The following is a 13,420-nucleotide window of genomic DNA, read 5'->3' on the forward strand; positions in this document are numbered from 1 at the left end:
TCGTAAAACGGATCCACACGTGCTGTCAAGCGCGCGAGCATTGAGCACCCTGACTTCCCCGAGATGATCGAGACCCTCATGAAGACCCAGTCGCCGGGCCCCCTCCGCGCGCGCCGCACCAGCGCGCTCCTGCTCCTCACCGCCCTGACCTGCCTTCCGGGCTGCAAGGAGTCCGACAAAGGCAAGGAGGACGCGGGGCCGGGCGGCACGGACACGACGCGCGCGGACCTCCTGAAGGCGACGGGCGCCTGCGTGGAGAAGACGGCGCGGCAGTTCCTGGAGGCGAGCACCGCGCTGACGGGGGCGGTGTCGCGGTACGCGGGTCAGCCGGATGCCACGACGCAGGCGGAGGCGCGTGCGGCGTTCCACGCGGCCATGGACGTCTGGCAGGTCGCGGAGGTCATGCAGGTGGGACCGGCGGCGCCTCGCAGCGCGGCGGGCGGCGCGGAGCTGCGCGACAACGTCTACTCGTGGCCGCTGGTGAGCCGGTGCACGGTGGAGGAGCAGCTCGTCAGCAAGAGCTACGAGACGGCGGGTTTCCCGACGTCGCTGGTGAGCCGGCGCGGGCTGTACGCGCTGGAGTACCTGCTGTTCCACGAGGGAGAGGACACGGCGTGTCAGGGCACCTCACCCATCGTCGCGCAGGGCACCTGGGCGGCGCTGTCGTCGACGGAGCGGGCAACGCGCAAGCGCGCCTATGCGCTCGCGGTGGCGCAGGACGTGAATCAGCGAGCCACGCAGTTGGTGAAGGCGTGGGCAGCGGACCAGGACAACTTCGCCAACACGTTGGCGTCCGCGGGCTCGGGCAACACGGTGTTCCCGACGAATCAGGCCGCGCTCAACGCGGTGAGCGACGCGATGTTCTACTTCGAGCGCGAGGGCAAGGACCTGAAGCTGGCGCGCCCCCTGGGCATGCGGGAGTGCTCGACGGAATCGTGCCCTGAGCACCTCGAGTCGCAGTTCGCGAACCGCTCGAAGGCGAACCTGCGCGCCAACGTCCGGGGCTTCCGGCTGCTCGCGGAGGGCTGCGGTGAGGGGTACACGGGCACGGGCTTCGATGACGTGCTGGTGGCCGCGGGCGCGGAGGCCCTGGCCCAGAAGCTCCGTGAGCGAATCGTCGCCGCCGAGGCCGCCTTCGCGACCATCGAGGAAGAGGACCTGAAGCAGGCGCTGGCCCAGGACAAGCCGTCCGTGCGCGCGCTCCATGACGCGTTCAAGGGCGTCACGGACGTGCTCAAGACGGAGCTCGTCACGGTGCTGGACCTGGAGCTGCCCCAGTCCGTCGAAGGGGACAATGACTGAGCAGGCCCTCGGCTCCCGAAACGAGCGCCTCTGGAAGCTGTTGCTGGCGCCGCGAGATATCGCGGCGCTGGCGGCGTTCCGGGTGGCGCTCGGGGTGCTCATCACCGTCTCGTCGATTCGCTTCCTCGCCTATGGCTGGGTGGACGTGCTGTTCGTGCGCCCCCGGTTCCACTTCAGCTACTGGGGCTTCGACTGGGTGCCGTCGCTGCCCGCGCCGTGGATGCACCTGGTGTTCGCCGCGCTGGCGCTGCTGGGCGCATTCCTCGCGGCGGGCCTCTTCTATCGGGCGACGGCCGTCCTGCTCTTCGTGGCCTTCACGTATGTGCAGCTCGTCGATGTCAGCAACTACCTGAACCACTACTACCTGGTGAGCCTGTTGCTCGGGCTGCTCGTCTTCGTGCCGGCGCACCGCGCGTTCTCCGTCGACGCATGGCGCAGGCCCGCGCTCCGGAGCGACACGCTGCCCGCGTGGTGCACGCTCTTGCTGCGCTTCCAGGTCACCGTCGTCTACGTGTTCGCCGGACTGGCGAAGCTCACCTCCGACTGGTTGGTGCACGCGCAGCCGCTCAACATCTGGCTGTCGGCCCGAACGAGCCTGCCGTGGGTGGGGCCTCTGCTGGAACAGCGCTGGGTGGCCTATGCCGCGGCGTGGTCCGGCTTCCTCTTCGACACCACCATTGTCGCGTTCCTGTTGTCGCGCCGGCTGCGCCCGTTCGCGTACGTCGTGGTCATCGTGTTCCACGCGGCCACCTCCGTGCTGTTCCCCATCGGGATGTTCCCCTTCATCATGGTGACGGCGGCGCTCGTGTTCTTCGAGCCCTCCTGGCCCCGACGCTTGGCGGCGCGTCTGCGCGGACTGCCATGGCGCGATGCGGTCTCCTGGACTCCCCGCACCGCTGGGCTCGCGTCGCCGGGATGGAAGGCCTGGGTGGCGCTCGGTGCGGCGGTGGCGTACGGCGTGGTGCAGCTTGCCGTCCCGCTGCGCACGCACCTTTACGGCGGCAACGTGCTCTGGCACGAGCAGGGCATGCGCTTCTCCTGGCGGGTGATGGCGCGCGAGAAGAACGGCAGCGTGACGTTCATCGTCCGCGCACCGGGCACGGGACGCGAGTGGCACGTCTCGCCGAGCGAGCACCTCACCCGCCTCCAGGAGCGGGAGATGTCCGTGCAGCCCGACCTCATCCTCCAGCTCGCCCGACACATCGCCCGCGACTTCGAGTCCCGAGGCCATGGCGCGGTGGAGGTTCGTGCGGATGTCCGCGTTTCGTTGAACGGGCGCTCCGCGGAGGTGCTCGTGGATCCAAACGTGGACCTGGCGCGAGAGCGGGATGGGCTCGCGCCCAAGGCGTGGATTCTCCCAGCGCCCGACTCACCGCCCATCCGGCTGCGCCCGACCTTGCGCACCGCGCGCGTTGATTCGCCCTGACAACCTCGGGACGTGCTCGGCTCGCGGCGCGCCCACCGTCCCCGCGAAGGCTCGCACGGCCCCTGCATCGGGCCACGAGCCACGACACTTCCGGCCATAGGAGGGCTCGCGAGCCCGCGCGGCGCGCTATCGGGCGACGGCTTGCCCGCTCTCCTGCCTGGCTTCCGAGCGATGACGTAAGCCCCTGGATTCATGGACACATCCAGGGGCTTTCGTTGACGAGCCGGCCCGCCTGTTTACGTTTCTGAAGCCCCTGAACGGGGGAAAGGAACGAGACGACATGGCACTCACTGGCACCCACGAAACTTCCCGGAACGGCGGCGGACGTCCGGCGCTGCACGGCGGCGGTGGGTGGCACCGCCTGGGCAACGCGCTCAAGACGACGGTGCTGCTCGCGGGCCTCACCGCGCTGGTGCTCGTCATCGGCCAGCGACTGGGCGGAGCCCAGGGTCTGATGTTCGCCGGCTTCTTCGCCGTGGTGATGAACTTCGGCTCCTACTGGTTCAGCGACAAGATCGCGCTCGCCATCCACGGCGCGAAGCCACTGCCCTATGAGCAGGCGCCGTGGCTGCATCAGATGGTGGAGCGACTGGCGACCCGCGCGGGCATGCCCAAGCCGAAGGTCTACATCCTGCCCACGCGCTCGCCGAACGCGTTCGCCACGGGCCGCAGCCCCAAACATGCGGCCGTCGCGGTGACGGCGGGCATCATGGACATCCTCGACCAGCGCGAGCTGGAGGGCGTGCTCGCGCATGAAATCGGGCACGTGCGCAACCGCGACACGCTCATCGGCACGGTGGCGGCCACGCTGGCCGGTATCATCAGCTACGCGGCGCAGATGCTCTTCTGGTTCGGCGGCTCCATGCTCAGCCGGAGCGATGACGACGAGGGCGGCCTCGGCGGCGCGTTCGCAAACCTGGGCCTGCTCCTCGTCGCCCCCATCGCCGCGACGCTGTTGCAGCTCGCCGTGAGCCGCTCGCGCGAATACGGCGCGGACGCGACGGGCGCCGAGCTGAGCGGGGACCCGGATGCGCTGGCGGATGCCCTGCTGAAGATGGAGCGCGGCGCGGAGGTGATGCCATACGACAGGGCGCCGGCGACGTCGCACCTGTTCATCGTCAACCCGCTGCACCGGGGCGGCGTCATGGCGCTGTTCTCCACCCACCCGCCCATTCCAGAGCGGGTGCGCCGGCTGCGCGCGATGAGCGCTCGAACCGGCGGCTCGCGTGCCCGTGGGGGCCGTGGCGGCTGGGAGTACGCGTACTGACGTGACGAACGGGCGCGGGGAGCACCCCATCGCTTCCCGCGCTCAGCCCCCCGAGGCCGCCGCGTCCGGCGGACCGAACGCCGCCTCGGGGTCCTCCAGCAGCTCCTTCAACGTGTTGGCCAGCACACCCGCGTGGAAGCCGTCGATGAAGCGATGGTCGATGGACGCGTTGAGGCTCATCACCTTCCCCACCACCACCTTCCCCTCCTCCACCACCGGCGTGTCGCGCACCGCGCCGGGCGCCAGGAACACCGGCACCCGCGTGAAGGGCACCAGGGGCAGATAGGCCGAGTCCAGGCCCAGCTCCCCCACGTCCGTGACGACCGCGGCGCCGAACGCATCCCTCGGCAGGCCGAAGCGGCCCAGGTCCAGGTTGAGCGTCACCGCCAGGAACGACACCCCACTGGTGAACAGCCGCATCAACGGCGCGGGCACCTTCTCCACCCACCGGAAGCCCTGTCGCACCCGCGCATCCTCGTGCGCCGCGTCCAGCGCGAGGACCAGGTCACGCAACCCGAGGCGATCCGCGTCCACCACCCGCACCGGCGCCCACCCCGACGCCGCGTCCGCCGAGCGCAGGAGCGCGGACACGGTGATGCGCTGACGCAGATAGATTCGGTGGAAGCGCAGCACCGCGTTGGCATCCGGGCAGCGCCGCAGCGCCTCCGCCAACGCCTTGAGCACCAGGTGCGTCACCGTCAGCCGCAGGCCCGTGCTCCGCTGGAAGGCATCCATGTAGGCCAGCGCCCGGTCCATGCGCACCGTCAGCGTGCCGTAGACGGTGGGGTCATACGCCGCCCCCCAGCTGCCAATGGCCAGCTTGCGGAAGCTCGACACGCGCTGCTTGGGTCTCAGCTCCAGGTGAGCCATGTCACACGTGCTCCTCGGGGCTCTTCGGGGCGGCGCAGCATCGCGGCTCCCGGCGGGGCGGGGAAGACCCCGTCTGGACGAATGCCCTCCAAGGGAGGCTTCGATTTCGCACGTGCACCCTTCCTCCGAACAGGGCATGGAGGCGGGGTACAAGGGGGACGCACCCCCAGCGCACTCTTGACGGGCCCGCGCTGGAGGTTAGGCTGCCCCGCTTTTTGCATATCCCTCCCGTGGAGGTCGTCCCGTGGTTCCTTTGGTCATCGCCCTGGCAGTCGGGCTCGCCATCTCGCTGTATTTCAACCTCTTCGGCGGCGCGAAGCAGGCGGCGCTCCCGTCCTCTTCCTCCTCCTCCAACACGCCCCGCGTCGAGCTGGAAGCGGACCACAAGGCCGCGCGCGCCAGGGCGGAAGCGGAGCTGCAACGCAAGCAGAAGGAACTGGATGAGCAGCGAAACCAGCTCCAGGAAGTGAAGGATCAGCTCAAGCAGGCCAAGCGAAAGGTCTTCGAGCAGAAGGAGGGCGACAAGGGTTCTCAGGACCTGGCCAAGGCCCGCGCCGAGGTGGAGCGCAACGCGTCGCTGCAGCTGGAGCAGACCCGGCTGGAGCTCGCGCAGGTGCTGACCGAGAACCAGCGGCTGAAGGCGGAGTCCGAGGGTGGTCGCGGCCGTCGCCGTGAGCCGCAGGCCCCCGCCCCGGTGTCCGCCGCCGCCCCCGTGGTGGCCCCGCAGATCGCCGCCCCCGCCAAGGAGGGTGAGCAGGTGGTGGCCGCGGCCGTGTCGGTGACGCCGGTGGCCGAGGCCGCTCGCGAGGACCGGACTCCTCGTCGCGTCATCCGCGAGCTGAGCGAGGCGGACCGCGAGAAGATGGACCGGCTGGAGCAGGCGGCGAACAAGGACCGCAACCGCGCCGTGGACCTGGAGAAGGAAGTGCGCCGCATCAAGGGCCGCAACGAGACGCAGCAGCGCGTCTACGCCGCGACCAAGGGCGACCTGGACTTGATGAAGGACAAGTACAAGGCGCTGGAGAAGCGGCTGAACCGCACGCTGCTCGAGCGCGACCTCATGCGCCGCGCCATCAAGGACCTGGAGAAGAAGACGGGCATCCTGGCCGACCGCACCGAGCTGACCCCGGAGGAGATGGCCGCCAGCGACCAGCGCACCGAGGAGACCTCCCGCGTGCGCGCCGAATCGGAGGCCCAGTCCGCCGCGCAGCAGGCGCCCGCCGAGGCTCCCGCCGCCACCACCGAGGCGGAGCCGAAGCCCGCGCAGCAGGCCTGACAGGCCGCCTCACCGCTTCGAGCCGAGGGGCTCGGTCTTCCGGAATCACTTCCGGAGGCCGGGCCCTTCGTCGTTCCAGACCCCGCTCACTCGCCGCAGCCGTCGGTGCCAGGCACGTCCGGACCGACTGACCGCAGGCTCAGGCCCGTCTGGAGCTTCTCCATCAGTCGCTTCAGCTCCGACAGCTCGGGCTCCGGAAGGTACTCCCCCAGCTCGCCGTCCAGCTCCCGAAGCGCATCGAGCAGGTGGGACAGCTCGCGCTCTCCCTGGGCGGTCAATTCCAGCCGGAAGCAGCGCCGGTCCTCCCCGGCCTGCCGCAGCACCAGCCCATCCTCTTCCAGCCGATCCACCAGCCGGCTCGCCGCGGGCGCGTCCACCATCAGCCGCTCGGCGAGCGTGGACTGCCTTCGCATGCCCTCGGAAATGGCCTTCAGCGCCAGCAGTTGATTGAACGGCCGCGTCGTCCGCGCCCCGAGCTTCTCGGTGAGGTGGCGGCGAATGCTGCGACGCAACGAGGCGAGGTGCTCCGCGAAAGTCATTCCTCTGAAGAAATAGTTGTCGCCTACAATGGTTGTCAATTACATCTGCCTGACGCAATTCGTCGGATGGGGGGAGTCGAGTCGCACCTGCAGTCACCCTTACCTACCCGATTGGTATGTCCGCCCCCACCGCTCTCCTCTTGGCGTTCGTCGCTGCCTCGACGCCGGCCGCGCCGAGTACTCCTGTTCCTCCCCCTGTCCCCTTTCAGCCGAAGGTGGAGGACCCGATGTTGGCTCCGGTCCCCGCCGCGCCTCAGCAGGTGAGCACCTGGGAGCAGGCGCTGACGCTCGTGCGGGAGCGCTCGACGAATCTGAGGGCCGCGGAAGCCGGCGTCCAACGCGCCGAGGGGCGCTGGCGTCAGGCCCTGGCGTCGCTCTTGCCCAACGCACGCGCGTCGGCGAGTGCCGCCCATGACCTCCTCAACCCGGACACCGCGGTGGGCGTGTTTCCCACGCCCGCGCTGGACGGGCGCACGCCCACCTCGCCGATTGTCGGAACCCTCTCCGCGTCCCTGAGCCAGTCGCTGGTGGACGTGGGCGCGTGGCGAGGCCTGTCGTCGGCATCCGCCTCCGAGCGCGGCGCGGTGGCCAGCCTTCAAGATTTGCGTCGCCGCCTCACGCTGGGGCTTGCCCGCACGCTGGTCGCCACCGTGGCGGCCGAGCGGGCCGCGGAGATCAACCGCGTGGGTCTGCTCCAGGCGCTGGAGCGCTCCGCCTTGACGACGCGCTCGTTCGACCTGGGCGCGAGCAACCAGCTCGACGTGGTGCGGGTGAACCAGGATGTGGCGCTGGCGCGCGGCGCGCTCGTCTCCGGTGACGAGCAGCTTCGCCGGGCGCGCGAGGCGCTCGGCATCGCCCTGGGCTTTGGCAACGCGGTGGGCGTGGACACGTCCTTCAACCTGGGCGGACTGATGGAGGACACGCGCAAGGCGTGCACTCCGCTGGAGGACCTGGACACCCGCCCGGACCTGGCGGCCGCCCGCGCGCAGGTGGATGCATCGCGCGACAGCCGGCGGCAGGCGTCCGCGGGCTACCTGCCGACGCTCGGCCTGACGAGCAACCTGCAAGCGGTGACGACGGACCCGAGCTTCGGGCGCTTCTCTTCATGGAGCATCGCCGCGGTGCTGTCCGTCCCCCTGTGGGAAGGCGGCCTGCGCGGTGGACTGGTGAAGGAGCGCGAGGGAATCGAACGTCAAGCGGCGGAGACGCTGGAGGGCAGCCGCCGCGACGTGTCCGTCGAGGTGACGCAGGCCCGACGCAGCATCGAGGTGGCACAGGCGCTGGTGAAGACGGCGTCCGAGTCGCGAGAGCTCGCGGACCGGACGGACCGGCTCACGCGCCGTTCCTTTGAAGTGGGCCGCGGCAGCAGCTTGGAGCTGGTGCAGAGCGGAGCGGCCTTGCGCCAGGCGGAGCTGACGCTGGCGCTGCGTGAATTCGAGCTTGTCCAGGCGCGCCTGGACGCATTCTTGACGGAGGCCCGGTGCGATTGGTGATGCGGGTGCGCCCCCTGAAGGCGCTGAAGATGACGTTGTGGAGTTCCGCCCTGCTGATGGCGGCGGGGTGCTCGGGCAAGGCGGCACCTCCGGCCGCGCCACCTCCTCGCGAGGTGCTGGTGTTGACGCTGGCGCCCAGCGAGGTGCGGGACACCGGGGAGTACCTGGGCTCGCTCCTGTCGCGGCAGAACATCACCGTGCTGCCTCAGGTCGCGGGCTACGTGCGCCGCATCCACGTGAAGCCCGGTCAGAAGGTGGAGGCCGGGGCTCCGATTCTGGAGGTCGACTCCCGCACGGAGACGGCCGCGCTCGACAGCGCCCAGGCGCAGCAGAGCTCCGCGCACGTCAGCCGGGAGCTGGCGCGCACCACCCTGGCGCGCACGGAGGCGCTCTACAAGGAAGGCCTCGCCAGCGCGCAGGAGCTGGAGCAGGGCCGCGCCCAGGTGGAGGCCGCCGAGGCCGCCTCGCGCTCCGCCGCGGCCCAGGTGGCCCAGCGCCAGGTGCAGTTGCAGTTCCACGCCGTGCGCGCGCCCTTCGCGGGAACCGTGGGCGACGTGCTGGTGCGCATGGGTGACTTCGTGGGCGCGACGACGCCGCTGACGACGATTGCCCAGGCGGATGTCCTGGAGGTCAGCGTGGCGCTGCCGTCCGAGCGGGCGCGCGCGCTCAAGCCGGACACGGCGCTGGAGGTCCTGGACTCGCAGGGCAAGGTGCTGCTCACCAGCCCCCTGTTCTTCGTCGCGCCGCAGGCGGACCCGCGCACGCAGCTGGTGGAGGTGAAGGCGGCCTTCCAGAACACCGTGGGCCTGCGCCCCAGCGAGCTGGTGCGCTCGCGCATCGTCTACGCGAAGCGGGACGCGCTGCAGATTCCCGCGCTCGCGGTGGTGCGCCTGAGTGGTCAGCCCTTCGCCATGGTGGTGCAGGACAAGGAAGGCAAGACGGTGGTGGAGCGCCGCCCCATCGTCCTCGGGACGCTGGGCGACCTGTCCTACGTCATCGAAGGCGGGCTGAAGCAGGGCGACCGGGTGGCGGTGTCCTCGCTGCAGGCGCTGCGCGACGGCATGGCCGTGAAGGTGAAGTCCCCCGACGCCGCTCCGGCCGCCGGGGCCGGTGCCGCCACGGCGGGCAGCCGCTGAGCCAAGGGATGGACCGGGCCTCGCCAGTCGCATCGCGAGGCTCGGCTACCGCCATGAGAATGAGGGCCTGAACGCCGTGTTCGTCGACTTCTTCATCCGCAGACCCGTCTTCGCCATCGTCTGCTCCATCTTGCTGACGCTGGTGGGGGCCATTGCCATCCCCACACTGCCCATCTCCCAGTACCCGGACCTGGCACCGCCGCAGGTGACGGTGACGGCCAACTACGTGGGCGCCAGCGCCGAGGTGGTGGAGAGCGCCGTCACCATTCCCATCGAGCAGGAGCTCAATGGCGTGGAGGGCATGCGCTACATCACCTCCACCAGCAGCAATGACGGCACCAGCCAGATTACCGTCACCTTCGAGCCCACGCGCGACATCGAGGTCGCCGCCGTCGACGTGCAGAACCGCGTCAGCCGCTCCGCCGCGCGTCTGCCCTCTCAGGTGAACCAGACGGGCATCGTCGTCAACAAGGCCTCCAGCCAGATGCTGCTGACGGTGGGTCTGTCCAGCCCGGACAACCGCTACGACGCGAAGTTCCTCAGCAACTACGCCGACGTGAATCTCAAGGACGCCATCAAGCGCGTGCGCGGCGTCGGCGAGGTCCGCATCTTCGGCGAGCGCAAGTTCTCCATGCGCCTGTGGTTGGACCCCACGGAGCTGGCGCGCCGCAAGCTCACGCCCCAGGACGTGACGCGCGCGCTCCAGGAGCAGAACCTCCAGGTGGCCGCGGGACAGGTGGGCCAGCCACCCTCCAGTGAAGAGCAGCCCTACCAGCTCGCGGTCCGCGCGCGCGGCCGTCTGGTGGACCCGGAGGAGTTCGGCGACATCGTCCTCATGCGCGACGCGAGCGGCAAGAGCGTGCGCGTGAAGGACGTGGGCCGGGTGGAGCTGGGCGCGGAGAGCTACGGCACGCTGTTGCGCTTCAACGGGAAGACGGGCGTGGGTCTGGCCATCTTCCAGTTGCCCACCGCCAACGCGCTCGACGTGCGCGACGGCGTCTTCAAGGAGCTGGAGCGCCTGTCCGCGCAGTTCCCCCCGGGCATGACGTTCCAGACGGGCACGGACACCACGCTCGCGGTGCGCGCCTCCATCCACGAGGTACTCCAAACGCTGGTGGAAGCCATCGCCCTGGTCATCCTGGTCATCTTCCTGTTCCTGCACGGCTGGCGCAGCGTGTTGATTACGGCCTTCACCCTGCCCGTCTCCCTGGTGGGCACCTTCGCCTTCGTCCAGTTGATGGGCTTCTCCATCAACACCCTCACCCTCTTCGGCCTCACACTGGCCACGGGCCTCGTCGTCGACGACGCCATCGTCGTCATCGAGAACATCGAACGGTTGATGGTGGAGCGGCACCTGACAGCGCGACAGGCCGCGCGCGAGGGCATGAAGGAAGTGGCCGGCGCCGTCATCGCCATCTCCGTCGTGCTGGTGGCGGTGTTCGTCCCGGTGGCCCTCTTCCCAGGAACGACGGGCGCCATCTATCGCCAGTTCGCGCTGACCATCGCCGCGTCGGTGGCGCTGTCCACGTTCTGCGCGCTGACGCTCACCCCGGCGCTGAGCGCTCGGATGCTCAAGCACCACGTGGGTGAGAAGTGGGTGTTCTTCCGCTGGGTGGACAAGGTGCTGGACGCGACGCGCGCCTGGTACGGCCGGGGCCTGCGGGCGCTGCTCAAGCACCCGCTCATCGTCTTGGTTGCGTTCCTGGCCTGCATCGGCGCCACGGTGGTGCTGTTCCGGGTGACGCCCACGGCCTTCATCCCCGACGAGGACCAGGGCTACGTCATCATCTCCATCCAGGGCCCGGAGGGCATGTCGCTGGCCCAGTCGGAGAAGGTGCTGGCCCAGGTGGAGGAGGTGCTCAAGCAGCAGCCGGAGGTGCGCGCCATGTTCGCCATCGGCGGCTTCTCCTTCCAGGGCACCGGCCCCAACCTGGCGACGGTGTTCTCCAGCCTCATCCCGTGGGAGGAGCGTCCGGGGAAGAACCAGTCCGTCGCGGGGCTGGTGGAGCGGCTGCGTGGGCCGCTGAGCCGCATCGGTGGCGCGCGTGTCATCCCCTTCCAGCCCCCGGCCATCCGCGGCGTGGGCAGCGTGGGCGGCTTCCAGTACATCGTCGAGGACACGGCGGGCTCGCGCACGCTGGATGAGCTGGCGACGGCCACGCAGGAGCTGGTGGCGAAGGGCAACGCGGACGGACGGCTGCGCGGCGTGCTCACGGCGTTCAACGCGGACACCCCGCTCTTGGACGTGGAAGTGGACCGGCAGAAGGCCAAGGCGCTCGGCATCCCCATCGAGCAGATCTTCGGGACGATGCAGGTCTACATGGGCAGCCAGTACGTCAACGACTTCAACTACGCGAACCGGACGTACCGCGTCTACGTGCAGGCCGAGCAGCAGTACCGCGACAGCCCGCAGGACATCGGCGCGTTCTACGTGCGCAGCGACAACGGGGAGATGATTCCGCTCGAGTCGCTGGTGAAGGTGACGCCCACGGTGTCCGCGCAGGTCATCCGCCACTACAACCTGTTCCGCTCGGCGGAGGTCAACGGGGCGGCGGCTCCAGGCGTCTCCTCCGGTCAGGCCATCGAGGCGATGGAGACGCTCGCGGCGGAGACGCTGCCGCAGGGCATGAGCGCGGAGTGGACGGGCATCAGCCTGGAGCAGAAGGAGAGCGGTGGTCAGACGCTCATCATCTTCGGCCTGGGGCTCCTGTTCGTGTTCCTGGTGCTGGCGGCGCAGTACGAGAGCTTCAGCCTGCCGTTCGTCATCATCCTCTCGGTGCCCCTGGCCATCATGGGCGCGCTGGCGCTGCAGCTCATGCGCGGGTACGCCAACGACGTGTTCTGTCAGGTGGGTCTGGTGATGCTGGTGGGTCTTGCCAGCAAGAACGCCATCCTCATCGTGGAGTTCGCCGAGCAGTTGAGGGAGAGCGGCAAGGACGCGCTGGAGGCGGTGGTGATGGCCGCCGAGGTCCGCCTGCGGCCCATCCTGATGACCTCCATCGCGTTCCTCCTGGGCGTGGTGCCGCTGATGACGGCGCAGGGCGCGGGCGCGGCGGCACGCAACTCGCTGGGCACGACGGTGTTCGGCGGAATGCTGGTGTCCACCATCGTCAACCTCATCTTCATCCCGGGCCTCTACGTGCTGATGCAGAAGGTGCGCGGCGAGTCCCGGCGGGAAGCGGCGGACGACGAACTCCCGGCGGCGGCTCCCGCGCCGTGAGCCCGTGAAGGACACCGCTGGCGGACGCGGGAGCCACTGGCTCCCATGTCCCGGCGGTGCGGCCGCCCACGCTCCAGAAGGTCAGGAGCGGCGGGCGGCTTCGATGAGCTCCGCGAGCAGCGTGCGGTGACAGACGGGCTCCAGGATGCAGTCCTTGGAGCAAAGGAGCGTCACCGTCTCTCCCCGGTCCACCCTCGCGGCCAGCTCTGCGATGATTTCCTGCTGTGACTGCATTTCCTGGATGTACCGCTCTCGGTAGGAATCGAGGGTTATCGGCGTCTGGCCCTTGCCGTAGAAGGCCTCGAAGAGGTCGGGGCTGGGCGCCAGTTCGCGGCGCCACTCGTCCCAGGTCTCCTTGGCTTTGGGGAGGCCGCGCGGCCTGTAGCGGCAGACGAGGAGACGCAAGCCATCATCGGGCTCTCCAGGAACACACCAGCGACGGGTCTTGATGGGCATCGAGGGGCAACCCGGTGCCGAGGGCACCGTATTCCGGAAGGGGTTCACCCGACTTCTTACCGGACCTGTGTGGATCACTCGCGGTGGCTTCGTCGCAAGTCCTTGGAAACGCTTGGATCGAGCGAGGCGAAGGATGCGGCACGCGCCCTGCTATGTGATGCCGCATCGAAGCGCGGCGGTACGGCGCAGGGGTTGGGCAGCAAGGGCGGCGGGTTGGACGGGGTGGTACGCAGGACGGGCGGCGGGTTGGACGGGGCAGCACGCAGGACGGGCGGCGGGTTGGACGGGGCGGTACGCAGGACGGGGCAGCACGGGGCAGTACGGGCGGCGGGTCGGACGGGGCAGCACGCAGGACGGGGCGGCGGGTTGGACGGGGCAGCACGCAGGACGGGGCAGCACGAAGCGGTACGGGCGGCGGGTCGGACGGGGCAGCAC

General features: G+C 69.6%; 10 protein-coding genes. 7 read left to right on the plus strand and 3 right to left on the minus strand.

From position 1 onward, the window contains the following. Positions 1 to 78 precede the first annotated feature (78 nt). From HUA76_RS33460 to HUA76_RS33470, 3 genes are all read left to right on the plus strand, one after another. Entirely contained in the window at positions 79 to 1,302 is a 1,224-nt protein-coding gene (locus tag HUA76_RS33460) for an imelysin family protein (protein WP_174453531.1), read from the plus strand. Further along, positions 1,295 to 2,728 (plus strand): HTTM domain-containing protein, encoded by a 1,434-nt coding sequence (locus tag HUA76_RS33465; protein ID WP_174463121.1) that lies wholly within the window; start codon positions 1,295 to 1,297, stop codon positions 2,726 to 2,728. The genes HUA76_RS33460 and HUA76_RS33465 overlap by 8 nt, the downstream gene beginning before the upstream one ends. 280 nt (positions 2,729 to 3,008) lie before the next feature. After that, positions 3,009 to 3,995, plus strand: coding sequence for a zinc metalloprotease HtpX (locus HUA76_RS33470; protein WP_174453529.1), 987 nt, complete (start codon positions 3,009 to 3,011; stop codon positions 3,993 to 3,995). Between the two features lie 42 nt (positions 3,996 to 4,037). Here the strand turns inward: HUA76_RS33470 and HUA76_RS33475 are convergent, their stop codons facing one another. Then, entirely contained in the window at positions 4,038 to 4,865 is an 828-nt protein-coding gene (locus HUA76_RS33475; protein WP_174463122.1) for a 2-oxo acid dehydrogenase subunit E2, read from the minus strand. Between the two features lie 244 nt (positions 4,866 to 5,109). On the opposite strand from HUA76_RS33475, the gene HUA76_RS33480 reads away from it, so the two are divergent. After that, positions 5,110 to 6,141 carry a cell envelope biogenesis protein TolA gene (locus HUA76_RS33480; RefSeq protein ID WP_174453527.1) on the plus strand — a complete coding sequence of 344 codons (1,032 nt, stop codon included), beginning with the start codon at positions 5,110 to 5,112 and terminating at the stop codon, positions 6,139 to 6,141. Positions 6,142 to 6,227: 86 nt separating this feature from the next. On the opposite strand, the gene HUA76_RS33485 is transcribed toward HUA76_RS33480, so the two are convergent. After that, on the minus strand, positions 6,228 to 6,680 hold the full coding sequence (locus tag HUA76_RS33485; RefSeq protein ID WP_174463123.1) for a MarR family winged helix-turn-helix transcriptional regulator: 453 nt from the start codon (positions 6,678 to 6,680) through the stop codon (positions 6,228 to 6,230). Between the two features lie 116 nt (positions 6,681 to 6,796). On the opposite strand from HUA76_RS33485, the gene HUA76_RS33490 reads away from it, so the two are divergent. The 3 genes from HUA76_RS33490 (at position 6,797) to HUA76_RS33500 (ending at position 12,529) form a co-directional block, all read left to right on the plus strand. Next, the gene (locus HUA76_RS33490; protein WP_174463124.1) at positions 6,797 to 8,173 is read left to right on the plus strand and encodes a TolC family protein; all 1,377 of its coding nucleotides are present in this window, start codon (positions 6,797 to 6,799) and stop codon (positions 8,171 to 8,173) included. Beyond that, positions 8,161 to 9,309 (plus strand): efflux RND transporter periplasmic adaptor subunit, encoded by a 1,149-nt coding sequence (locus HUA76_RS33495; RefSeq protein WP_371745465.1) that lies wholly within the window; start codon positions 8,161 to 8,163, stop codon positions 9,307 to 9,309. The genes HUA76_RS33490 and HUA76_RS33495 overlap by 13 nt, the downstream gene beginning before the upstream one ends. A gap of 76 nt (positions 9,310 to 9,385) precedes the next feature. After that, on the plus strand, positions 9,386 to 12,529 hold the full coding sequence (locus HUA76_RS33500) for a multidrug efflux RND transporter permease subunit (RefSeq protein WP_174453524.1): 3,144 nt from the start codon (positions 9,386 to 9,388) through the stop codon (positions 12,527 to 12,529). An 81-nt stretch (positions 12,530 to 12,610) separates the two neighbouring features. Here the strand turns inward: HUA76_RS33500 and HUA76_RS33505 are convergent, their stop codons facing one another. Next, a complete protein-coding gene (locus tag HUA76_RS33505; RefSeq protein WP_174463125.1) occupies positions 12,611 to 12,985 on the minus strand; it encodes a DUF488 domain-containing protein in 375 nt (124 codons plus the stop codon). Between the last annotated feature and the right edge of the window lie 435 nt (positions 12,986 to 13,420).

It is taken from the genome of Myxococcus sp. CA056 (genome assembly GCF_013336715.1).
Lineage (GTDB): Bacteria > Myxococcota > Myxococcia > Myxococcales > Myxococcaceae > Myxococcus > Myxococcus llanfairpwllgwyngyllgogerychwyrndrobwllllantysiliogogogochensis.